18 protein-coding genes and 1 tRNA gene are annotated in these 23,437 nt (G+C 66.8%); 6 read left to right on the top strand and 13 right to left on the bottom strand.

Features of this window, described 5'->3' with window-relative positions; all coding sequences use genetic code 11:
• Nucleotides 1-46 precede the first annotated feature (46 nt).
• Nucleotides 47-727, top strand: coding sequence for a TetR/AcrR family transcriptional regulator (locus ABZ717_RS14860; protein WP_358509846.1), 681 nt, complete (start codon nt 47-49; stop codon nt 725-727).
• Nucleotides 728-839: 112 nt separating this feature from the next.
• Here the strand turns inward: ABZ717_RS14860 and ABZ717_RS14865 are convergent, their stop codons facing one another.
• Nucleotides 840-2,156, bottom strand: coding sequence for an Ig-like domain-containing protein (locus ABZ717_RS14865; protein ID WP_358509849.1), 1,317 nt, complete (start codon nt 2,154-2,156; stop codon nt 840-842).
• A gap of 330 nt (nt 2,157-2,486) precedes the next feature.
• Here ABZ717_RS14865 and ABZ717_RS14870 point away from each other — a divergent pair, with 330 nt between their 5' ends.
• Nucleotides 2,487-2,810: a multidrug efflux SMR transporter gene (locus ABZ717_RS14870; RefSeq protein ID WP_358509852.1), complete on the top strand. Its 324-nt coding sequence runs from the start codon at nt 2,487-2,489 to the stop codon at nt 2,808-2,810.
• A gap of 40 nt (nt 2,811-2,850) precedes the next feature.
• Nucleotides 2,851-3,435 (top strand): TetR family transcriptional regulator, encoded by a 585-nt coding sequence (locus ABZ717_RS14875; RefSeq protein WP_358509855.1) that lies wholly within the window; start codon nt 2,851-2,853, stop codon nt 3,433-3,435.
• Nucleotides 3,436-3,499: 64 nt separating this feature from the next.
• On the opposite strand, the gene ABZ717_RS14880 is transcribed toward ABZ717_RS14875, so the two are convergent.
• The 6 genes from ABZ717_RS14880 to ABZ717_RS14905 form a co-directional block, all read right to left on the bottom strand.
• Nucleotides 3,500-5,488, bottom strand: coding sequence for an AarF/UbiB family protein (locus ABZ717_RS14880; protein WP_358509910.1), 1,989 nt, complete (start codon nt 5,486-5,488; stop codon nt 3,500-3,502).
• Between the two features lie 288 nt (nt 5,489-5,776).
• Entirely contained in the window at nt 5,777-7,288 is a 1,512-nt protein-coding gene (gene dacB, locus ABZ717_RS14885) for a D-alanyl-D-alanine carboxypeptidase/D-alanyl-D-alanine-endopeptidase (RefSeq protein ID WP_358509912.1), read from the bottom strand.
• Nucleotides 7,289-7,582: 294 nt separating this feature from the next.
• Nucleotides 7,583-9,736, bottom strand: a complete 2,154-nt coding sequence (locus tag ABZ717_RS14890) for an ABC transporter ATP-binding protein (RefSeq protein ID WP_358509858.1) — start codon at nt 9,734-9,736, stop codon at nt 7,583-7,585.
• Entirely contained in the window at nt 9,733-10,650 is a 918-nt protein-coding gene (locus tag ABZ717_RS14895) for an ABC transporter permease (protein WP_358509861.1), read from the bottom strand. The genes ABZ717_RS14890 and ABZ717_RS14895 overlap by 4 nt, the downstream gene beginning before the upstream one ends.
• Nucleotides 10,643-11,653 carry an ABC transporter permease gene (locus tag ABZ717_RS14900; RefSeq protein ID WP_358509864.1) on the bottom strand — a complete coding sequence of 337 codons (1,011 nt, stop codon included), beginning with the start codon at nt 11,651-11,653 and terminating at the stop codon, nt 10,643-10,645. The genes ABZ717_RS14895 and ABZ717_RS14900 overlap by 8 nt, the downstream gene beginning before the upstream one ends.
• Nucleotides 11,654-11,736: 83 nt before the next feature.
• Nucleotides 11,737-13,437 carry an ABC transporter family substrate-binding protein gene (locus tag ABZ717_RS14905; RefSeq protein ID WP_358509867.1) on the bottom strand — a complete coding sequence of 567 codons (1,701 nt, stop codon included), beginning with the start codon at nt 13,435-13,437 and terminating at the stop codon, nt 11,737-11,739.
• A 639-nt stretch (nt 13,438-14,076) separates the two neighbouring features.
• On the opposite strand from ABZ717_RS14905, the gene ABZ717_RS14910 reads away from it, so the two are divergent.
• Together ABZ717_RS14910 and ABZ717_RS14915 are read left to right on the top strand one after the other, a co-directional pair.
• Nucleotides 14,077-14,550: a hypothetical protein gene (locus ABZ717_RS14910; protein WP_358509870.1), complete on the top strand. Its 474-nt coding sequence runs from the start codon at nt 14,077-14,079 to the stop codon at nt 14,548-14,550.
• Nucleotides 14,551-14,687: 137 nt separating this feature from the next.
• Nucleotides 14,688-15,296 carry a rhomboid family intramembrane serine protease gene (locus ABZ717_RS14915; protein WP_358509873.1) on the top strand — a complete coding sequence of 203 codons (609 nt, stop codon included), beginning with the start codon at nt 14,688-14,690 and terminating at the stop codon, nt 15,294-15,296.
• A 132-nt stretch (nt 15,297-15,428) separates the two neighbouring features.
• Here ABZ717_RS14915 and ABZ717_RS14920 read toward each other — a convergent pair whose 3' ends face one another.
• From ABZ717_RS14920 to dcd, 5 genes are all read right to left on the bottom strand, one after another.
• Nucleotides 15,429-16,334, bottom strand: a complete 906-nt coding sequence (locus ABZ717_RS14920) for a glycine betaine ABC transporter substrate-binding protein (RefSeq protein WP_358509876.1) — start codon at nt 16,332-16,334, stop codon at nt 15,429-15,431.
• A gap of 331 nt (nt 16,335-16,665) precedes the next feature.
• Nucleotides 16,666-17,595: a glycine betaine ABC transporter substrate-binding protein gene (locus ABZ717_RS14925; RefSeq protein WP_358509879.1), complete on the bottom strand. Its 930-nt coding sequence runs from the start codon at nt 17,593-17,595 to the stop codon at nt 16,666-16,668.
• Between the two features lie 44 nt (nt 17,596-17,639).
• Nucleotides 17,640-18,860, bottom strand: a complete 1,221-nt coding sequence (locus ABZ717_RS14930; RefSeq protein ID WP_358509882.1) for an ABC transporter permease subunit — start codon at nt 18,858-18,860, stop codon at nt 17,640-17,642.
• Entirely contained in the window at nt 18,857-19,885 is a 1,029-nt protein-coding gene (locus ABZ717_RS14935; RefSeq protein WP_358509885.1) for a glycine betaine/L-proline ABC transporter ATP-binding protein, read from the bottom strand. The genes ABZ717_RS14930 and ABZ717_RS14935 overlap by 4 nt, the downstream gene beginning before the upstream one ends.
• A 408-nt stretch (nt 19,886-20,293) precedes the next feature.
• Entirely contained in the window at nt 20,294-20,884 is a 591-nt protein-coding gene (gene dcd / locus ABZ717_RS14940) for a dCTP deaminase (protein WP_358509888.1), read from the bottom strand.
• Nucleotides 20,885-21,031: 147 nt separating this feature from the next.
• On the opposite strand from dcd, the gene ABZ717_RS14945 reads away from it, so the two are divergent.
• Nucleotides 21,032-21,105 (top strand) — tRNA-Gly (locus ABZ717_RS14945).
• A gap of 312 nt (nt 21,106-21,417) precedes the next feature.
• Here the strand turns inward: ABZ717_RS14945 and ABZ717_RS14950 are convergent.
• Nucleotides 21,418-22,647, bottom strand: a complete 1,230-nt coding sequence (locus tag ABZ717_RS14950) for an MFS transporter (protein ID WP_358509890.1) — start codon at nt 22,645-22,647, stop codon at nt 21,418-21,420.
• Nucleotides 22,648-23,437: the final 790 nt, after the last annotated feature.

Consider the following 23,437-nt stretch of genomic DNA (forward strand, 5'->3'; position numbering starts at 1 on the left):
ATCGGCCCGAAGCACCCCCGCGGTACGAGGAAGTGGAGAGCGGACCATGAGCGAGACGACCCCCACCGGCACGCCTTCGCCCGGGGGCGATCCGCCCTCACCGGTCCCGCGCAAACGGGTCAATCGCCGCGAGCGGATCCTGCGCACCGCGGCCGAGGTATTCGCCGCGCAGGGGTTCAACAACACGTCGCTGGCCGACATCGCGGCGACCCTCGACATCACCCCCGCGGGGGTCCTGCACCATTTCGGCTCCAAGACCGAACTGCTCACCGCGGTGCTGGAGCTGCGCGACACCAACGACCCCGCGCCCTCCGGCGCGGGCATGCTGGACCACCTGGTCACCACCGCCGAGCGCAACGCCGCGCGCCCCGGCACGACCCGGCTCTACGCGGTGCTCTCCGCCGAGAGCGCCACCGCCCGACATCCCGCCCAGGACTGGTTCCGAGACCGGTACACCGTACTGCGTCGGGAGGTGGAGGAGGCGGTCCTGGACCGGATCGGCCCGGAGCACCGCGAGATGGCGAACACCCCCGGACCCGATGGTCACACCCCCGCCCACTCCGCGGCCACCGCGATCCTGGCCGCGATGGACGGCCTTCAGGTGCAGTGGTTGCTGGACCCGGAGTCGGTGGACATGGCCACGGTCACCGAGCTGGTGATCGATGCCCTGGTCGCCCGGTTGCGCACGACGGAGGGCGGGGGGCCTTCGGGGCCCGTCCAGACCTGAACGCACTCGACGGCCTCGCGAGCGGGCAGACGAAGGGGCGCCCGCGGTGCCGTGCACCGCGAACGCCCCTCGTGGTCCTGTCCCGCCCCTGGGGCGGTGATGACCGCGCTTCCTACAGGTCCTCACCGTGGACGGAACCCGGGGTCCCGTCGGTGGTCATCTGTGCCTCGTCGGTCTCGCTGCCCTCAAGCCACTCGTCCCAGGACTTCTGCCAGTAACCCCAGCCGTTGTCCCACTCGAACTCACGGTCGGTGCCGGTGGTGTCGAGGATGTCGCCCATCAGGGTGTTCTCGTAGAACCACACCGCGTCGTCCATGCGCAGGTTGGTGCAGCCGTTGGAGGTGTTGGCCGAACCGATCGCGCCATTGCTGGACATCTCGTGCACGAACTCGCCGCTGTTGGAGGTGCGGACCGCGTAGTTCACGTCCACGCGGTAGGAACCCGGGGAGTCCTCGGGGATGCCCACGGTGCTGGAGTCCATGGTGATGGTGTCGTAGCGCTCCATGAGCACGTGCACGCCGGTGGTCGTGGTGTCGAACCGACGGTTGGCCGCACCGTTGCTCACGTCGATGGTGCGCTCGTGCTCGCCATCGATCTCGATCTTCATCTCGTGGTCGGGCACGTGCATCGTGGCGATGAGCTCGCGGCCGATCTCGAAGTCGATCTGGTAGTCACGCACACCGTAGACACCCTCGGAGGCCTCGACCCCGGACAGGTTCAGGTCGACGGTGACGTTCTGGTGCGGCTCCCAGTACTCCTCGGGCCGGAAGACCGCCATCTGGTCGGTCACCCAGTTCCAGGCGCCGGCGATCTCCTGCTCGGCGACCACGTTCATGGAGTTCTCGACCTGGCCCTTGTTGCTGACCGGCATGTCGAAGTTGATCACGACGGGCATGCCGACACCGACGGTGTCGCCGGAGCTCGGGAAGTTGGAGGCCAACTCCAGGCGCTGCCCGGCGACCGCCTCCAGGGTGCTGAACTCGCTGGTGGCCTCGGTCTCCTCACCGGCCTCGTTCTCCGCGGTCGCGGTGACCACGATCTCCGAGCCCGGACGCAGGTTCCAGTCACTGATCCACTCGGTGCCGTCCTCGTTGAGGGTGCCGGTCATCTCGTACAGCTCGGCCTCGTCGTCCTCACCCTCGGCCTCGCCGCCGTCGGGGACGGCCGCTTCGCTGACCACGGTCTGGTCGATCTGGACGTCACTGATGGTTCCGTGCTCGGCGGTGACCCGGACCGGGGTGTTGGGTGCGATCTCCTCGCCGCCCTCTTCCGGGGTGATGCTCAGCTCGGCCGGTTCCGCGTCCGCGGCGGGGTCGGAGTTACTCTGCGTCTCGGCGTCGCCTGAACTGCACGCGGTCGCGACGAGCGCGAGCGCCACGAGTCCGATGCCGAACCGGCGCTTCACCGCCGACTGGGTCTTGCCCGTCACGTCTGGACCTCCATAGAACATCTCGATAACCGGCCTACGTAGTAGGACGCTCCGATCCGGAAAAGGTTCTGAACTCCCGCGTATCGGTATGGAGCGGTTATCTGATGGTGTCCGACCCACCTCGTCCGGAATCGCCGAGAATACACCCAGGGGGTACGTGGCCGGTCCGCCAGGGGGTGGGTTTCCGGCCGATCCGAATCACGCCCACCTTGTCCCCCCATCATGCACCGCGTAGAATCTTGTTCATTCGCCCAGGTTCTTTGGCGAACGAAAACTGAGCATTCGAGCAGGTTTCCCCTGGGAGGCCGAAGGACACGAAGGAGCTGTGCCATGCCGTGGATGTGGTTGGCCGGAGCGATCGTCCTGGAGGTGATCGCGACCACCTCACTGAAGTTCTCCGAGGGATTCACCCGTCTGTTCCCCTCCATCGTCGTGGTCATCGGCTACGGCGGCGCGTTCTACGCGCTCTCCCAAGCGCTCGCCAGAGGCCTGCCGCTCGGTGTCGCCTACGGGGCCTGGGCCGCCATCGGGGTCGCCCTGGTCGCCATCATCGGAGCGGTCCTGCTGGGAGAATCCCTCACCTGGACGCAGATCGGCGGCATCGCCCTGGTCATGGCCGGGGTCATGGCCCTGGAGATGGGCGGACGGCATTGAACACGTGCGCACCGACCGGCCATCGAACGGGAGGAACACCATGAGTACCGCGAAGACCACCGAGGACCCGGACAACATCAGCGACGGCCGCCGCCGCAAGGGCGAACAGCGACGCCGGCTCCTACTGGACGCCACCATGGCGGTCATCGCCCGGGAGGGTGTCACCGCGGTCAGCCAGCGTCGTGTGGCGACCGAGGCAGCGGTCCCGCCCAGCACCGTCACCTACTACTACGCGACCATCGACGACCTCCTCGTCGACACGCTCACCCGGGCCAACGACGCCTACGTGGCGGTGGCGGAGGCCCTCCCCGACGACCCGGACGGCGCGCTGCGCGGGTTCGCGGCGCTCATCGCCGAGGGCACCGGGCACGACCGAGCCCACGCTCTGGCGGAGATGGAACTGTTCCTCATCGCCGCCCGACGCCCCAGCCTGCGGGATCAGGTCACGCGTTGGCACGACGCGGTGGACGCCTTCCTCTCCCCCTACCTGCCGGACCCCGAGGCCCGCGCCGGGGTGGCCGCCGCCTGCGACGGCTATTTCCTGCGCTGCTGTGTCCTGGAACCACCGCCCTCGGCGGACCAGGTGTACCGGTCCCTGCGCCGTCTGATCGACCAGGCCGGCTGACCGTTCACTCCGCTTGGCGGACCAGGCCACCCGACCGACCTCGAACGGTCGGCGCCGGTCCCCCTCAACCCCGTTCGCCCTTCGACCCGTCCCGGACCATGTCCACCAGCAATCGCAGGACGAACATCACGGTGGCCGCCAGCAGGACCCACGCCAACAGGTTGAGCGCTTGGGTGTGCGTGGCCAGGTCCGACCAGGCCACCCCGGGCTGTTCGGTCACGTTGAACAGTCCCACCGACATGAACCCGGTGACCACCGCCAGGACGGTCATGACCGCGCGGCGGACCACCGAGCGCAGGAGTCTTCGGTCCTGCGGGTGGGCGAAGAGCCGCGCCTGCACCGTGAACCGGCCCTTGTGGAGCTGGTCGGTGATCCGGTCGAGCCGACGTGGCAGTCGGCGCAGGGTCGGCAGCAGGGCCAACAGCTCTCCGGTCGCCAGCTCTCGCAGGTTTCCGCCGTCCAACCGCTCCGACATCCGCGCCCCCGCGTACCGCTTGGCCTCGGACACCGTGTCGAACCCCGGGGCGAGGAACATCAACGTTCCCTCCAGGGTGGCCAGCGCCCGGAACACCGCCGCCAGTTCGGCCGGCAGGACCAGCCCGAACCGGGTGACCAGCATGAGCAGCTCGGTGAACATCCGCATACTGGCCGTGGCCCCACCATGCAGGTAGCGCGCCATGAACCGACCGAGCGACCGGCGCAGCCGCTCCGGGTCGATCTCCCCCGGATCGTCCACCACGTCCAAAAGCGTGTCGGTGAGCAGGACCGCGTCACCCCGGTCGATGGCCAGCAGCATCATCTGCAACGCCTCACGGGTCCGGGCGTCCAATCGGCCCACCGACCCGTAGTCGAGCAGACCCACCCCTCCGTCGTCGAGCAGCAGGATGTTGCCCGGGTGCGGGTCGGCGTGGAAGATCCCGCCGACGAGCACCTGCTCCAGCAAGCAGTCCAGCAGGGTCTTGGCGATCTCCTCCCCACGCCGCTCCGGCAGCTCGGTCCCGCCGATCTGGTGCCCGTGCAGTCGTTCCATCACCAGCACCCGACGGCTGGTGTAGGCCTCGTGGACCCGCGGGATGCGCACCGGCGAGTCGACGGACGCCTCCGCGACGGCGGCGATGTTGGCCGCCTCCACCTCGAAGTCCAACTCCTCCAGAAGGGCGTCGGCGAACCTCTCGGCGAGGCCGCGCACCCCGATCGCGGGCCCCCACTCGGTGTGCTCGTCCACCCGCTTGGCGAGGCGTCTGATGATGTCGAGGTCGCGTCGGACCACCGGACCGATTCCCGGTCGTTGCACCTTGACCACGACCTCCTCACCACCGAGCAGCCGCGCCGGATGCGCCTGGGCGATGGACGCGGCGGCCAGGGGTTCGGGGGTGAAGTCGGCGAACACCTCGTCGACCCCGCGTCCCAGTTCGGCGGCCACGCAGTCGCGGATGTCGTCGTAGGGGACCCGGGCCACCTCACTGTGCAGTCGGCCCAGTTCCTCGACGAACACCGGTGGCAGCAGGTCGCGGCGGGTGGCCAACACCTGGCCGAGCTTGACGAACACCACCCCCGCCTCTTCCATGGACCGGGCCAGGGAGCGGGCGAGCCTGCGCTGTACCGAGGTGTCGTCCACCCCCTCCCGTCGGCCTATGACGTATCCGCCCAGGCCGTGCCGGACCAGGATCCACAGGATCCCGCGGTACCGGCCCAGTCTTCCGAACAGGTCGGTGGTCTCGCGGAGCAGGGCGACCGGACGGACCCCGGTACCTCGCGGCATGAGGAGTTCGAGGGCGACGAACGCGAGCATCGAGCCCACCGCCATCGCGAACAACATCAACGCCAAGAAGCCCGGTTGGTCCATCCGGGCCGGCTCCGCGGTGTTCAACGCGTCGAAGGAGCCGTAGTGGGCCAGGACCGCACCCACCGATCCGATCGGTGCGCCGAACATCGCGGCCAGCGCCAGACGTGGCAGGTTGAAGGGCACGTCCATGAGCCGGCTGGCGAGTTTGCCCAGGCCCAACAGGACCAGGATCATCACGACCAGGGAGAAGACCTGACCGATGATCATGCCCAGCACAGATGTGACGGTCAGCGATTCCACACGGAAGGCCCTTCTACGGCACGGCGCGGCGGGGAGCCGCGCTGTGGGAGGAACGGGGTGGCGGGAGAACCCCGCCGTGTTCAACATTGCCGGCTTCGGCCGACCCGCGACAGCCCACGTCCTCGGACTGTGGACAACCCCATCGAACCGCGCCGACCTCCTCGAACACGGACGAGGGCCCGCCGATCCCTCGACAGGCCCTCGTCACCGCCCGTGCCACGCCCTTTCAGGACGACGGCATCGGCGCTATCGGTCTCAGCAGGTCAGCTCCCAGGAGCATTCCAGCTCCCCGCTCACCGCGGGCTCACTGCGCAGGGACACGGTCCCCTCCGGCGCCTGGTTGCCCAGGTACTCGGCGAGCCGGACCACGATGGCGTCCTGCACGTGCAGGGGCGCCGCACCGGCGTGGTCGTTGTTGACGACGCTGAAGTGGACCTCCGAGCCGTCCGGCCCCTGTACGTAGCCGGACAGGGCGCTCACCCCGGACATGGTGCCGGTCTTGGCCTGCGCGACGCCGTCGGCCGCCGTGCCGTCCATGCGCGAGGCCAGGGTGCCGCCGACGAACGGGTCGCTGTCGCCGGCCACCGGCAGGGAGTCGTGCCAGACCTCGTACCAGGGGGCGTCCTGCACCCGGGTCAGCAGGTCGATCATGCTGTTCGCGGTGATCCGGTCGGTCCGGGAGAGCCCCGAACCGTCGTTGAGGACCAGGTCGGAGGTGTCCACACCGAGTTCCTGGAGAGCCTCCTCCACCCCGGCCAGGCCGGCTTCCCACGAGCCCTCGCCCGCGGTCTCCTGGCCGACGCTCTTGACCAGCATCTCCGTGTGACCGTTGTTGCTGAACTTCATCAGCGGAACGAGGATCTCCTCCAAGGTCATGGAGGTGTTCTCGGCGACGGCGTGGGGCTCCGCCCAGTCCTCGGGGACCTCGCCCTGAGCGATGTCCCCCTCGACCTCGACCCCGTTCTCCTCCAGGGCCCGGGCGAACACGTGCCCGGCCATCCCGGCGGGCTCGTCGACCGTGCGCAGCTGTACCGACGGCTCGGCGTCGGCGGGCAGGCTCCCGGTCACCTCGATGGTGTTGGTGCCGACCGGACGGTCGACCACCAGGGTGTTCTCGCCCTCGGCCGGTCCGGTGACGGCCTGGTTGTCGACCTCCACGTGGCCCTCGGCGGCGCCGGGGTCCACGCTCACCGCCTCACCGTCGTCGGTGGCGGTGACGGTCACCTCCGTCACTCCGGTGTCGTAGCGGTCTCCGTGGGCCACGGTGAGCGCCGAGATCTGCGCGGAGTAGGCGTAGGGCTCGTCCTCGGGCCACCAGTCGTCCACCAGGCGCTGATCGTCGAACCAGGTGTCGTCGGCGTACACCTCGCCCACCGAGGTGATCCCGGCGGCGGCCACGTCCGCGGCCATGGCGTCGATGTCGTCCGCGCTCAGCGTCGGGTCGCCGCCGCCGACCAGGTACAGCCCGGGCACCTCTCCTGCGGCGGTGTCGTCCTCGACGACGGCCCGCGTGGTGAAGGTGTGGTCGGGGCCGAGCGTCTGCAGGGCCGCCGCCGTGGCGAAGTTCTTCATGTTGGAGGCGGGCAGCAGCGAGGTGTCACCGTGCGCCGAGTAGAGCTCCTCGCCGCTGTCGGCGTCGGTGACCACCACACCGGAGGTCGCGCCCTCCAGCGCGGGGTCCTCCAGGATCGCGTCGATGTCGGACCGCAGCTCGTCCGCCCGCTCATCGGGATCCGCGGTGTCGGCCAGCGCCGGTGTGGTCGCCAACGCGAGGGAGAGGGTGAGAAGGGTGGCGGCCGACCACCCTCCGTGTCGTCGGAACGGCGTGGGCCGTCGGGGGGTGGCGGGAGTCAAGGATTCTCCTTCGGGGGAAACCGGTCAGAGACAACGTGAACGTCGAAACTAGCGGAGCCCCGCACCCGAAACCAGGCACTTTCGTCATCTCGCGTGTCGTCGAAGGTGGTGAAGGAACCCGGAACGAGGAACCGGCGCCGCGGAGGGGACATTCTCCACGGCGCCGGTCAGATCCCATCGCTACCGACGGCGCACCGCCGGACCACCTCAGATGAGCTCCACCACCTGGGAGTAGTGGCAGGCGTCCCGGTGTCCGCTGCCGCGGTCCAGCAGCTCCGGCGGTTCCTCGACGCACTTGGTCCGTTCGGCGTCGGAGAGTTCGTTCGCGAACTTCGGGCACCGGGTGCGGAAACGGCACCCCGAGGGCGGGTTCGCCGGGCTCGGGATGTCGCCCGTGACCATGATCCGTTCCCTGGTCCGCTCCTTGATCGGGTCGGGCAGCGGGATCGCGGAGATCAACGCCTGGGTGTACGGGTGCGAGGGAGAGCTGAACAGCTGCTCCGTCGTGGCCGTCTCCACCATCTTGCCGAGGTACATCACGGCCACCCGGTCGGCGATGTGCTTGACCACCGACAGGTCGTGCGAGACGAACAGGTACGACAGCCCCAGCTCGTCCTGGAGGTCCTCCAGCAGGTTGATCACACCCGCCTGGATGGACACGTCCAGGGCCGAGACCGGCTCGTCCAGGACCAGCACCCGGGGGTTGAGCGACAGGGCTCGGGCCACGCCGATGCGCTGTCGCTGGCCACCCGAGAACTCGTGCGGGTACCGCGAACCGTGCTCGGGGTTGAGCCCCACCAGCTCCAGGAGCTCCTTGACCCGCTTGCGCGCGTCGCGGTGTCCGTCCCCGTGGATGCGCATGGGTTCGCCGATGATGTCCGAGACCGTCATGCGCGGGTCCAGGGACGCGAAGGGGTCCTGGAAGACCAATTGCAGGTCCTTGCGGAGTGGACGCATCCGGCGGTCGGAGAGCCCTTGCAGGGGTTGCCCCATGTACGTCACCTCGCCCGAGGTGAGCCGGATGAGGTTGAGCAGCAACCGCGCCGTGGTGGACTTGCCACAGCCCGACTCCCCCACCAGCGCGAGCGTCTCCTTCTCCCGCAGGTCCAGCGAGATACCCGAGACCGCCTGCACCTCTCCGACCTTGCGGCGCAGGATGCCCTTGGAGCGGATCGGGAAGTGCTTGACCAGGTCGGTGGCGCTGAGCAGCACCTCTGGTTCCACGGGGTTCCCCGGTTCGGCTTCGTCCCCGCTCTCCTGCGAGTCCTCGTCACCGGGCCGGAACAGGTCGGCCGCCCCCACTCCCACCAGTTCGTCGCTGAAGTGGCAGGCCGCCGTGTGGACGGCGGGGTCGCCCGTCTCGGAGGGCTCCCGGCCGGTGTCACCGTTGGTGAGCAGCAGCCGCGGCTCTTCCTGGTGGCACCGTTCGCGCGCCATCGGGCAGCGCGGCGCGAACCCGCAGCCCGGGGGCAGATCCCGCAGGGAGGGCGGGCTTCCGAGGATGGGTGTGAGCCGGTCGGAGCGGTCACCGTCCAGTCGGGGCAGCGAGCCGAGCAGCCCCAACGCGTAGGGCATGCGCGGCCGGTAGAAGACCTCCTCCACCGGACCCATCTCCACGATGCGGCCCGCGTACATCACCCCGACCCGGTCGACCTGACCGGCGACGACACCGAGGTCGTGGGTGATGAGCACCAGGGCGGCGCCGGTCTCCCGACGGGCCCGCTGGAGCGCGTCCAGGACCTGCGCCTGGACGGTCACGTCGAGCGCCGTGGTGGGTTCGTCGGCGATGATCACGTCCGGCTCGTTGGCCATGGCGATCGCGATGACCACGCGCTGGCGCATACCGCCGGAGAGCTCGTGCGGGTACTGCCTGAGCCGCTGCTCGGGCGACGGGATGCCCACGATCTCCAGCAGTTCCAGCGCCCGCTCCATGGCGGTCTGCTTGCTCACCTTCCGGTGCGCGAGCACCGCCTCGGCGATCTGGTAGCCGATCGTGTAGACGGGGTTGAGCGAGGTCAGCGGGTCCTGGAAGATCATCGCGATCTTCTTCCCGCGGACCTTGCTGATCGCCTTGTCGTTGAGCCCGATGACCTCCTGGCCGAGGACCCTGGCGGAACCCTCCACCTGTGCGTTCTTGGGCAGCAGGCCCATGATCGCCATGGAGGTCACGGACTTGCCCGACCCCGACTCCCCCACGATGCCCAGGGCCTCGCCCCGGCGCAGCACGTAGGAGACCTCGCGGACCGCGGGAAGCGGGCCGTCGTCGGAGGGGAAGGTGACGCTCAGATCGGATACCTCTAGCACCACGTCGTCACCGGTCTCGGCGGTGGCGTGTTCTTCGTTCATGTACTCAGTCGTCATCGCCGCACCCTGGTCTGTCGTGGGTCGAGGGCGTCCCGGAGGCCGTCACCGATGAAGTTGATCGTCAGACAGATCAGCACCAGCAGCACACCCGGCGGATAGAACAGCCAGGGACGCGTGGTCACCGCCGTGCGCGCGCTGCCGATCATCTGGCCGAGCGAGATGTCCGGGAGCTGGATGCCGAGCCCCAGGAAGGACATGCCCGCCTCGGCGAGGATCGCCACGGCCACCAACAGGGTGGCGGCGACGATGATCGGTCCGGCCGCGTTGGGCAACAGGTGCCGGACGATGATCCACGGCGCGGAGGCCCCCGATGCCCGGGCCGCCTCCACGAACTCCTGTTCCCGAAGGGACAGGACGACGCCGCGGACCACACGCGCGATGGTCGCCCACGAGAAGATCGCGATGATCAGGGCGATGGCGGACCAGGAGGCCCCCGCACCGGTGTTGCCCGCGATCGCCGCGGCCGCGACCAGCAGCGGGACGATGAGGAAGATGTCGACGATCCGCATCATCAACGCGTCGACACGACCACCGTAGTACCCCGCCGTGGCGCCCCACATGGAGCCGACGACGGTGGAGACCAGCGAGACGGTGAAGGCGACCTTCAGGGTCTGCTGGGCCCCGCGCATGAGCTGGGCGAGGACGTCGTTTCCGGCGGCCGAGCTTCCCAGGGGGTGTTCGCCGCCCGGCGGCAGGTTGCTGGGGATCTCCTTGTAGACGGTGTGGTCCCACACCCAGAAGAAGGGCCCCACGAACGCGAACAGGATGATCAGGATCAACATGACCAGGCTGATCATCGCGGGACGGTGCCGCGTGAACCGGATCAGGATCGTCTGCAGCTGGGTCCGGTCGGCACTGTCCTTCTTCTTCGCCCCCTTGCGGGCGCTCCCGAACATGCCGTTCTCACTCATAGCGGATCCTTGGGTCGAGCACGGCGTACAGGAGGTCGGCCACGAGGTTGGCCACGATCACGATGACGCCGCTGAGAAGCAGCCAGCCCATCAGCGCGTAGGAATCGTTGTTGTCGACCGCCGTGATGAAGAAGTCGCCGAGACCGCGCCATTGGAAGACCACCTCGGTCAGGATGGCCCCGTCGATCACGCCCGCGACGCTGATGGCGACGACGGTCGTCAGCGGGATCAACGCGGTACGCAGGGCGTGGCGTCGGATGACCACGTGATGGCGCAACCCCTTGGCCCGGGCCAGACGCACGTAGTCGCTGTTCATCACCTCCAACATGGAGGTGCGTTGGTAGCGACTCCACGAGGCGAAGCTGATCAGCATGAGCACGAGTGTCGGCAATGCCATGTGGGCGAAGGCGTTGAGGAATTGGTCTCCCAACGGTTCGCCCTGGGCTCGGAAGCGTCCGTCACCGATGGTGGCGAAGACCTGTTCATCCACCAACTGGTTGAACTTGACCCCGGCCGCCTGCATGATGCCCGCGAGCCAGAAGGTCGGCATCGCCAAGGCCAGGAAGCCGACGAAGGTGAGCGTGTAGTCGAGTTTGGAGTACTGGCGCAGAGCGCTGATGACACCGGTGATGATCGCCAGGCCCAACGCGAAGACCATGGCGGCGCCCACCAGGCGCAGGGTGGTCCATAGACGTTCGGCGATGGCGGGGCCGATCTCGTACTGCGGCCCCTGGGTGGACGGGCCGAACTCACCTTGGAGCAGGCCGATGTCGCCGTTGCCACCGATTCCGGTCATCCACAGCCAGTACCGCTCAGGCATGGAGCGGTCCAGGTAGAGGCGCGCCTCCGCCTGCTGGATGACTTCCTCCGTGGGCGGTGGCTGTTGCATCCGGATGTCGGCCAGGGGGTCACCGGAGACGTCGATCATCACGAAGGTGAGGATGGATGCGAGGACCAGGACGGGTATCGCACCCAGAACGCGTCGCATCGTGTAAACGAGCATGGAAGTGATCCTTCAGGGATGGGCGAGGATCGGCCCGGCCCCGGGAGGGTGTCCCGGAGCCGGGCCTGGGCACTCGGTCCGCCCTAGTCGGCGATGGTCCATTCACCGACGTTGTGGGTGGAACGGTAGCTGGACTGGAGGTTGTCCTCGACTCCCGCGAGCCGGTCACTGTTCACGAAGGAGTAGTTCGGCTCGTGCATGATCGGGAGGACGTAGGCCTCCGGGACCAGGATCTCCATGGCCTCGTTCAGGTGACCGGCGGCGGTGTCGAGGTCGGGGGCGTTGGCCGCCTCGTCGACCAACTCGTCGACTTCCTCGTTGTCGAAGCCACCGAAGTTGCTGTCACTGTCGCTGCGCCAGTACTGGGCACCCGACGTCACGAAGTACGGCGTGCCCTGCCAACCGAACTGCATGATGTCGTAGTCGTTCTCGGCGAGCGTGCCGCCCAGGTCGTCGGTCACCTCGATGTTGGCGGTGACGCCGATCTCGGCCAGTTGCGCCTGGATGAGCTGGAGCGAGGTGTTGCGCACGACGGAGTCGGTGCTGCGCAGACGGAAGGGACCGACCTCCTCACCGTCGAGGGTGAGGGTGTCGCCGACCTCGTAGCCGGCCTCCTCAAGGATCTCGGTGGCGGCGTCGATGTCGCCGGTGCCCTGCGTCTCGCCCTCGTAGTGGTCGACGAAGTAGGGGCTGTCGTTGCCGAAGATGTGGTTGTTCTTCAGCTGGTACTCGGGGTAGCCGGCTTCGTAGTTGCGCGAGGCGATCTCGTCACGGTCGATGGCGGTGAAGATGGCGCGTCGCAGCTCGACGTCCTGGAGGAACTCGTTGTTGAGGTTGATGTCCACGTGCTCCCAGGACGCGCCCTCACCGATCGAGGTCTTGGCGTTGGGCAGATCCTGAAGCTGGGTGTAGACGTCCTCGTTGTAGGAGAAGGGGTTTCCGCCGTGGATCTCATCGTTGCTGAAGGCGTTGACGAAGGTGCCCTCGTCGGTGTTGAACATGAAGGTGACGCGGTCCAGGCCGGGCTCGTCGCCGAACCATTCGGGGTTCGGTTCCTTGACGACCTCGTTCTCCAGGTCTCCCTCGACGATCTGGAACGGGCCGCCGGACCACTCGGGGCGCTCGGCGTGCAGCCAGGCGAAGAACTCGCCCAACTGGTCCGGATCGTCGACGTCCCAGCCGTTCTCCTCGGCCAGGTGGGAGGGGAGGAAACCACCGGCGACGCTGTGCGAGTCGAACAGGCCCATCCACTCGGCGTTGGCCTGGCCCTCCTTCAGAGTGACCGTGGCGGTCTTGCCGTCGACCTCGATGGCCTCGACCTGGTCGGGGTTGGTGCTGGAACGGGAGTCACAACCGTTGCAGTGCCCCTCCTCCGGCCCGGCGGACATCATCCAGGTGACCCGCAGGTCCTCGCCGGTCATCGGCTCGCCGTCGCTCCACACGGCGTCGTCGGCGAGCGTGAAGCTGAACTCGAAGGGTCCCTCGTCGGGGTCGTCGTTGATCAGGGTGGGCTCTTCGGCGAGGACGTCCATGTCGTACTCGTAGGTCTCGGCGTCGGCCAGCCACCCGCCGGTGCTCGGAAGGATGCCGGAGAGCATCTGGATGACGTAGACGCTGCCACCGGCCGCGCTGATGGACTGCCATGCGCCGGGAAGGGTCTCGATGACCCAGGTGGCTTCCCTGACGCCATCGTCCTCCTCTCCGCCACCGCTACAACCACTGGCCACCAACATTGCTGACGACGCCGCCGCGGCGAGCGCCAGCGTCTTTCGACGCTTGAACATAGTCACACCCTTGATCACTGAAGCGACAGGACACGGGGGAGATGCCCCAAGGGCACGCCCCGACAAAACTAGGCGATTAGTCGATCAGAAGACCATTTAGCGAAAAATCTGTATAGCCCCAATGCCGGATTCGTGACCCATCCGCAACCGGTTCGCGCCCATCGGACCAAGCCCTGGTCATGTTTTCTCAATACCCCGACAACGCACCGTGTCACTTCACATCTCCGCAGGCCAGAGGACCCACGGGAAAACCCGCCAATCACCGGGGATTCGGACGACCGACTAAAGGTTTGCGGTTAATCGGTTAGCTCGAACAGCCTCGACACATAAGTCAACAATGTTTAACTACGGCGAGGACCCGAATCACTACCAAGAGAGAAGTGGACACAGAGAACCATTCACCTCAAGTCGCACCAAAATAGGACAGTTCACCGAGGCGATTTCTATCCTAGAAAACATAGGATGAACCAATCATCGACTCTTGTATCCGCACGACACTCGAAAATGGACACGAATATGTCCTGAACCCCGCCACCTAAATGTCCGAAACCGAGGACCCCTCGCACACGAAGCGGATAAGGTTCCGTGTGACGACCTCCGTCATCCTCAGCGCCCCGCCCAGCGAGAGAGGCATCCGCCGTGTCCGAATCGGTCCGCCTGGTCTGCCCTGTAGGTCGTAAGTACGTAGAGACGTGGGCCGGTTACGTTCTGGTGATCCTGGGCTTGATCACGGCACTGATCGGCTCCGGCCACTGGGCCGGCGTCACCCTCGGGGTCCTGCTCGTACTCGGCGGCGCGGCCTGCGCCGTCCACGGCCACCTGATCAGGAAGCCCGTGCTGGAGATCTCCAAGGACGAGTTCCGCTACGAGCGCGGGTCCTACGTCGTGAGCGTCCCCTTCGAGGAGATCGGCTCCTACCACCTGCTGCCCGGGCGCATCCGTTCCCTGGGCCTGTACGACACCACCGGGCGAGCCAAGCGCTTCCCGTCCCTGTCCGGTCGCCGCACCGCGCGCAGCCACCTGCCGTTGACCGGGATGATCCAGCCCGCCAGGGTCGAGGCCTTCATGGCCGTCGCCGGCATCCCGCCCCGCAAGCGCTCCCTGACCTCCTGACCGGGGCACCATACCGGCCCCGCCTCGGACCGAGCCGCACCGTTCCACCCCGAGGATCAGTCAGACATTCCTCTCTATTCATCACACACACCGCGACGGACATACCGCCACAAGGCCTGTTCCTTTACGCTCAAAGTGTGAAGCAGTCCAGAATCACCGCCATCCTGACCGTAGCGGGGATGCTCGCGGCCATGTGGGTGTTCGAGATCGTCGACACCGTCCCCGGCATGCGGCTCGACCAAGAGTTCGGGCTGCGTGCCTGGGACACGAGCGCCCCCTGGACGATATTGACCGCCCCGTTCATGCACGCCAACTTCCCCCACCTGATCGGTAACTCGCTGCCGTTCCTGGTGTTGGGGTCCCTGGTCGCCTTCAGCGGCCAAGGCCGCTTCCTGCTCACCACCCTGATCGTGGCCGTGGTGAGCGGTGTGGGCGTGTGGCTGTTCTCCGTCCCGGGCGTCCCCACGGTGGGCGCCAGCGGACTCGTGTTCGGCTACTTCGGCTACACCGTCCTACGCGGCATCATCGAGCGCAAGACCGTCGACATCGTCATCATGATCTGCGTGGTCATCTTCTACGGGACCATGATCTGGGGGGTTCTGCCCCAACACCCCGGCGTCTCGTGGCAAGCGCACCTGTTCGGTTTCATCGGTGGGCTACTCGCCGCCTACATGTTGCCCAAGCGTGAGGCCGATCGTCGGATCAGCCCCGGCGGCGGTGCGCAGGGCGGCTACTACGCCCCCTGAACCGCGGGACCGGAGCAACGCGAACGAACACACGGCGGGGGCCGTCCTCCCAGATGGGATGACGGCCCCCGCTTCTCGTGCTCCCCCTCGGCGCGAGGGGTCGCCACCCGTTCGTGCGCACGGTCACATGGGTCAGAACTCCAGGCCCTGCGCCGCTTCACCCATGGTGCGCTCCAGGAACATGGGGTTCTTCGACAGCCACTCGCGGGCCCCCGCGGTGGCGTCCTCCACGCCGGGGGCCACCGTGAGCACCTCCAGTTCCGCCAGTTCGTCGTCGTTCATGGTCCAGTTCTGGATCCACTCGGTCAGTTCCGGGTAGTCCTCGCCGAAGCCGTCTCGACCAACGGAGTGGATGTTCTCGGCCTCGCCCATCAACCCCTGCGGGTCCTCAAGGTCCTTGAGGCCGTACTGGGCGTAGGCCGGGTGCGGACGCCACAGCGTCACGACGATGGGTTCCCGCGCCTCGTACGCCTCACCCAACTCGGCCATCATCGAGGCACCCGACGACGTCTCCAGCTCGAAATCCTCGTCGAGCAGGTAGCCGGGCATCGCCTGGTCCCGGGTGACCCTGGTCAGACCCGCGTCCGGTTCGATACCGACGATCTTCCCGCCCAGGGCGTCGGAATGTCGAGGCAGGTCGTCGATCGAGACCAGGTCCTCCATGTACTCGGGAACCGTCAGGGTGAGGGAGGCGTTGTCGTACCAGGAACCCAGGGTCTCGACCCGACCCCTGTGCTCGTCCATGTACTCGTGGTGCGTGACCGGGAGCCACATGTCCAGGTACAGGTCGAGATCGCCGGCGGCCACCCCCTCGAAGGCGGACGTCAGATCGGTCTCGGTGACCGTGACGTCGTAGCCCTTCTCCTCCAGGATCACCTCCCACAGGTGGGTGACCGCGATCGCCTCCTCCCAGCCGATCAGCGCGATCTCGACGTCCTTGAGGTCCTCGCCACCCTCTTCGGCCGCGCATCCGGTCAGCAGGAGTGCCCCGCCCATCCCGCCCGCGACCAGACTCTTCAGGCCCTTGTGGCTGTACATCCTTGGGGTCTCCCGCCCTCGAAGTCCTTCTGTGCGCCCGCACGCCGTGGAGGGTCGACCATCGACGCGGGCTCTGTGACGACACACGGAAACGGCCGTCCCCAGCATGGGAACGACCGTCTCAAATGTACTTGAACCACCAGTTTACGTGTGAGAACGACCGCTGAAACTCCGGCCCGCCGTGGTCGGTTCCGTGACCGGCCACGGATCATCGCCACGGCTCCGGAGAACCCCGTTCACGACGAAGGGCCGCCCCACCGGTGGCTCGGGTCCTGGCGGTGGAACGGCCCCCATGAGCGTGTACCCGTCGAACGGGTCCGCGTGGAGGTCCTTAGAACTCCAGGCCCTCGGCGTCCTCGCCCAGGGTGCGCTCCAGGAACTCGGGGTTCTCCGACAGCCAGACGCGAGCGCCCTCCTGCGGCTCGTCCTCGTACTCGTCGAGCGTGAGAACCTCCAGCGTGGACAGCTCGTCGTCGTCCATCGTCCAGCCCTCGATCCAGCCGGCGACCTCCGAGAAGTCCTCTCCGAAGCCCTCGCGACCGATGGCGTGGATGGACTCCGCCTCGCCCATCAGGCCCTCGGGGTCCTCAAGGTCCTTGAGGTCGTGCTCGGCGTAGGCCGGGTGCGGACGCCACAGCGTCACGACGATGGGCTCCTCCTCGGCGATCGCGGAGTCCAGCTCGGCGAGCATGGCCGCGCCCGAGGAGGTCACGAGCTCGAACTCGTCGTCCAGGCCGTAGCCGGGCATCGCGCTGTTCTGCGTGGTGTCGGTCAGGCCGGCGCCCGGGTCGATACCGACGATGCGGTTGTCCAACTCGTCCGCGTGGTCGAGCAGGTCCGGGATGCTGTTCACGTCCTCCATGTACGTGGGAACCGTGAGGGTCAGGATGGCGTTGTCGTACCAGGAACCGAGGTCCTCGATCTGGTCGCCGTAGTCGTTCCAGTACTGCTCGTGCGTGGCCGGGAGCCAGGTGTCCAGGTACAGGTCCACGTCGCCGTTGGCAACGCCCTGGAAGGCCGGAGCGACGTCGACGTCGGTGACCTCGACGTTGTAGCCCTTCTCCTGCAGGATGACCTCCCACATGGCGGTGGTGGCGATGGCCTCCTCCCAGGCGATCAGCGCGATGCTGATGTCCTGACCGCCCTCTTCGGAGTCCGAACCACCGGTCAGGTCCTCGCCGCCGTTCCCACAGGCGGACAGCAGGAGCACTCCGCTCATACCGGCGGCGGCCAGACCCGTCATGCGCTTACGGCTGTACATCTTCGGGATTCCCTTCCCTAGTGACTTGCGTGGACCGGCCGATGTCAGGAAGCGACACGGGCCTGCGGGCTGTTCTTGGTGACGGCGGCGGTGAGGCGGTCCAGGAAGATCGCCAGGATCACCACGGCGATACCGGCCTCGAAACCGAGCGCACCGTCGTTACGGGTGATGCCCTGGTAGACCTGGCTGCCCAGACCACCGGCACCGACCATGCCGGCGATGACGACCATGGAAAGGCCCAGCATGATGACCTGGTTGACACCGGCCATGATCGTGGGCAGGGCGAGGGGAAGCTGGATACCGGTGAGGATCTTGCTCCGGGGAGCACCGAAGGCCTCACCCGCCTCCACGAGTTCCTTGTCGATGCCGCGGATGCCGAGTTCGGTCAGGCGTACGCCGGGCGGCATCGCGAACACGATGGTCGCGACCACACCGGGTACGGCGCCGATCGAGAAGAAGAAGATCGCCGGGATCAGGTAGACGAACGCGGGCAGCGTCTGCATCAGGTCCAGGATCGGCTTGACGATCTTGCTGAGCGTGTCGTTGTAGGCGGCCAGGATGCCGATCGGAATCGCGATGACCACGGCCACGAGACTGGCCACCAGGACCAGACCGAGCGTGTCCATGGCGTTGGTCCACTGTCCGACGGAGGCCACGATGGTCAGGGCGATCAGCGCGAACAGCCCCATGCGCCAACCGGCCACCGAGAGCGCGAGCAGGCTCAGCAGCAGGATCATCATCAGCGCCATCGGCCGGGTGACGAACATCGGCAGCAACAGCCAGCCGAGCAGCACCACGAGCAACCAGCCGCCGGCGACGACCCCGGCGCGGAACCGGGTCCGCTTCTCGACGAGTCCCAGCGCGGTGACCGCGATCAGGAACACGAGGGAGACCACGAAGTAGGGCTCCACGACCGTGTCGAACAGGTTCATCGCCCAGATGAAGAGCCCCGGGACGGCGTTGACGATGGCCGTCACGACACCGAACAGTGCTTCGAGGACGTACAGCAACGAGACGCCGATGACGATGCCGAGCAGCGGAAGCCGACGCCAACGCACCAACGGCGCGGCGATGATCACCGCGGCGATGAAGGCCAGCTGCCCGGCCGCGGGTTCGACGAAGAACCCGGACAGGACGGCGACCGCCCAGCGGATGAACTCACCGCTCAGGTCGAAGAACCAACCGAAGTTGGCCTTCAACCAGCTGTTGAACGCCTCGAACCCCTCACCGAGAGGCAGGGAGGGCGGAAAGTCGACGGGTGTCACTTGCTCTTCTCCCCGCTCGCGTTGGTGTTGAGCGAGGCGAGCACGGACTCACGGGTAACCATGCCGAGCACCTCACCCTGGTCGGAGACCACACGCAGACGGTCCGAGGTCGACACACTTGAGAACAGGTCGGCGACGGCGGTGTCGGCGTCGACCTGAGGAACGGAGTCGTCCTTGGCCACGGAGGCGTCGATGACCGCGGACGCGGTGAGCACCCGGGAGCGGTCGACGTCCTCGATGAAACGTTCCACGTAGTCGTTGGCCGGGGAGTTGAGGATCTCGGCGGCTTCCCCGATCTGGGCGACACGACCGTCCCGGAGCACGCAGATCCGGTCACCAAGGCGCATGGCCTCGTTGAGGTCGTGCGTGATGAAGATGATCGTCTTGCCCAGGCTCGCCTGGAGCTCGATGAGCTGAGTCTGCATGTCGCGGCGGATCAGCGGGTCCAGCGCGCTGAACGCCTCGTCCATGAGGATGATGTCGGTGTCGGCGGCGAGGGCGCGGGCCAGGCCCACGCGCTGCTGCATGCCACCGGAGAGCTGCTGCGGGAGCTTGTCCTCCCATCCCTCCAGCCCGACCAGGGCGAGGGTCTCCTTGGCCTTCTCGAAGCGCTCGGCGCGCGGGATTCCGCGCAGCTCAAGGCCGTAGGCCGCGTTCTCCAGCACGGTGCGGTGCGGGAGCAGGGCGAAGTGTTGGAAGACCATGCTGATCTTCTCGCCCCGAAGCTTGAGCAGGTCCTTCTGGTTGAGGGCGGTGATGTTCACGCCGTCGACCTCGACCGACCCCGCGGTCGGGTCGAGGAGGCCGTTGAGCATCCGGATCAGCGTCGACTTACCCGAGCCGGACAGGCCCATGACGACGAAGATCTCGCCCGGTTGGACCTCGAAGGACACGTCGATGACGGCGGCGGTCACGTCGAGGTCGGCGATGGTGTCACGGTGGCTACCGTCGGACAGCCGTTCGACGGCTGCCTTCGATTGCTTACCGAACACCTTGTACAGGTGGTCTGCGCGTACTGCTGGCACGGTCTCCTCACGGGGCTGTCCCTGTCGCGAAGGCTCGCCGAGGATGTCGGTCCTCACCGCGAACCTGCGGTTTCCACAGGTGAGTGGTCCGCGCAGAGCCCCCCGTGCGCGCCCGTCAAAGGGCGAAACCATCACCTGGTCACGTCGGGGCGCCACCTTACCGAGATGTGAACGCACAGTTCAGGCGGCATGTCACTACCAGATAACATGTTTAACCGCCATAAAACACGTCCGCCGACCTGTAGCGCCGGATGCAGATCCCACAGGGCGCCCGAATGTGATCTATACCACTGCACATTTTAGGGCGACAAGGGTCACAGTTCCATGTCAGGCACATGAAACAACGGAACGTGTCAAAACATGACCGTACCGTAAGGACGATTTGAGGCTTCGAAGCGACCCCTCGCTTTAACGCTCCTCCTCCACGACCCGGGTCCGAACGAAGTTCTGGTGCGAACGCGACGGAGTCGGGCCGCGTTGTCCCTGGTAGCGCGAGCCGTAGGCGGCCGAACCGTACGGGCGCTCCGACGGTGAGGTCAGTTGGAACATGCACAGCTGCCCGATCTTCATGCCGGGGTAGAGCTTGATCGGCAGCGTCGCCACGTTGGACAACTCCAAGGTCACGTGACCGGAGAACCCCGGATCGATGAACCCGGCGGTCGAATGCGTGAGCAGACCGAGCCGACCGAGAGAGCTCTTGCCCTCCAACCGGCTCGCGACGTCGTCCGGCAGGGTCACGATCTCGTAGGTCGAAGCCAGCACGAACTCGCCGGGATGCAGGATGAAGGCCTCTTCCCCGTCGGTCTCCACCAACCGGGTCAGGTCCGGTTGTTCCACCGACGGGTCGATGTGGGGGTACTTGTGGTTCTCGAAGACCCGGAAGAAGCGGTCCAGACGCACGTCGATGCTGGACGGCTGCACGAGAGAGGGGTCGAAGGGATCGATCCGGACCCGCCCGGACTCGATCTGCTTGTTGAGGTCACGATCGGAGAGCAACACGGTGTCGAACCTACCGGTCGAACCCACCGCCTGCGAGAACAGCCCTACGGTCCTCCCGTGAGGGCGTCATCACCACGCCGACTTGCCGAACCGACCCGGAGTTGGGCTAGGATAACCACCGTTGGCAGCCGCAACCGGCGCGCTCACGCGGATGTAGTTCAATGGTAGAACTTCAGCTTCCCAAGCTGATAACGCGGGTTCGATTCCCGTCATCCGCTCCATACGTACAAACGGCCAGGTCAAACCGATCCCCCGGTGACCTGGCCTTCTGCTTTCCCAGGGCACTCGGCGCAGACCCATGGGACCGTCTCGTTCCGGCCCCTCCCCGTAGTCGACGGCCACGTCCCCCAAACGAGGACGGCGCCCTCGACGCGGAGGAGGATGAACTCCTCTCCGGCACGCATGAGGCGTTGGAACCGTCTCCAGGTCGACCGAGAAGGCGGCGTCTCACGGCGCCGGGGCCACGGGCCTCGAAGTCCTCGTGTTCCGTCCAGGTCTCTTCGCGAATCCGACCGGTGTCCACGTGCGACGCCTCACCGGGCCTGGCGGTGGGTCACCCGCGCCGCGCGGCGCGGGTCGGCCACGCCGGCGCCCAGGGCCAGGCCGCACACCAGGAGCGCGGGCAGCAACAGGCCCGTGCCGACGCCCTCCTGCTCCGCGAGGGCACCGATCACGGGCGCCCCCACCAGAGGACCCAGGTAACCGATCGCCGCCACCGTCCCCAGGTTCCTTCCGACCCGGTGGGGATCGATCTCCGACGCGGCGCTGAAGAGCTGCGGCACCGTGCACGACAGGCCCAGACCGACCAGGGCGAACCCCACCGGCAGGGCCCAGGCCCAGGGCACGACGAGGGCGATGAAGAACCCGCAGACCACGACCAGGGCACTGGACCGCAGCAGTTTCACGCGGCCCAGCACCCGGGCCAGGCGGTCCCCGAACAGGCGGCCGATGGTCATGGTGATCGTGAACGTGGCGAAGACCGAGGCCGCGAACGCCCCGGAGGCGTTCACGCTCTCCTGCGCGTAGAGCGCGCTCCAGTCCTGAACGGCGCTCTCGGTGAGCATGGCCGTCAGGACCATCGCTCCCAGGAGGAGCAGATGTGGTGAGAGCACGGGCCGCCGGCCGGTCTCACGGTCTCGGCTCGGTTTCTCCACCGGCGGAGGCGCGAACCGCAACAGGGCTCCCATCGGGAGCAACGCGGCCAGGGCCAGGAGCACCCCCACCATCTGGAACGCGGCGAGCGGGCTGACGCCCGCGTAGGCGGTGACGAATCCGCACAGCGCCCCGAAGCACGATCCCAGTGAGACGAAGGCGTGGCAGGAGGACATCAACGAACGTCCCAGGGGCCTCTGGAGCAGGGCCGCGTGGGTGTTGACGCTGATGTTGAGCAAGGAGTGGGCGACGCCCAACACGAACAGGGCGATGGCCAACCGGACGGGACCCTCGGCCATGCCCGGCAGCATCAGGCAGAGGGGCGCGACCACCCCGGCCGGGACGATGACGAACCGGGGCGCGCACCGATCGAGCAGGGCTCCGCCCGTGCGCGCCGTGAGCACCGCCCCCAGGCCCATGCACAGGAGGGCGAGGCCCAGTTGGTCGGCGCCGACGCCGGCCTGTTCCTTGACCGCCGGGATGCGGGACGCCCACACCGGCAGCAATGCTCCGGTCAGGAAGAAATATCCGAGCAGGGCGGAACGGGCATACAGGAACTTCCTCTCATCGGTAGTGGCACCAGGATTACTTTGTTCGGTGTCGGGACTCACGGACACTCTCCACGCTCTGTGGGCTGATGAAATAGATCTACGCCGACAGATTCAATACGCGGGCGACAGCGGGGTTGAAGCGGCCAGAAGATTGTTTTCGTGCGCCTGTCAGTCGACCCACGGTCGGTTGAAGAAGAGAGACTACAGCCCACCTCGACGGCAGAAAAGCAGCTCAGAGAGGCTGTCACTCGATCCACCGCAGACCCCTGACCTCAATCTTCACCCGGAAAGAGACCAATGGACGACTTGCCCGAAAAACCCTCATTCATCGCCAGGTGAGAGTATTACACAAAAGACCTCACATGGACGACCAGAGAGAATTCTTATCCTTTCAACCGAGAACACAAGTAACATAAACGGACACAAGGAAGGCGAGTCGAGAATATTTCCCACATTTACACGGGGAGATTCGTTGGTTATTTTCATCGAGGACCGGAGAACGCCGTCGAAAGAGATGGTGAAGAACACGCCGATCCGGGCCCACCTGGAACTCCAAGTGGGACGGGGCCCTCGAACACACCATCGTCGACCTTCAACCCCCCGACACCACGAGAACGCCCGCCACCACTGTCGACCGCCTCTTCGTCGAGGCGTCATCGGTCGAGGGGCTCACCGGACCCATCATGCGAAACGGCCGGTTCCGGACACGACATGTCTTACCGACCCAAGCTCACCTACCATCGATAAGCCGATTCCGTTGCGCGGTGAAGCCCGTCCACCGCAGGTCGACCCACGGTGGTACGCCCTTGTCCCGGGCCTCATGAGATCCGAGATCGCCCCTCCCAGAACG

Origin of the sequence: Nocardiopsis sp. NPDC006832 (assembly GCF_040635885.1) — a bacterium.
Taxonomy (GTDB): Bacteria; Actinomycetota; Actinomycetes; order Streptosporangiales; family Streptosporangiaceae; genus Nocardiopsis.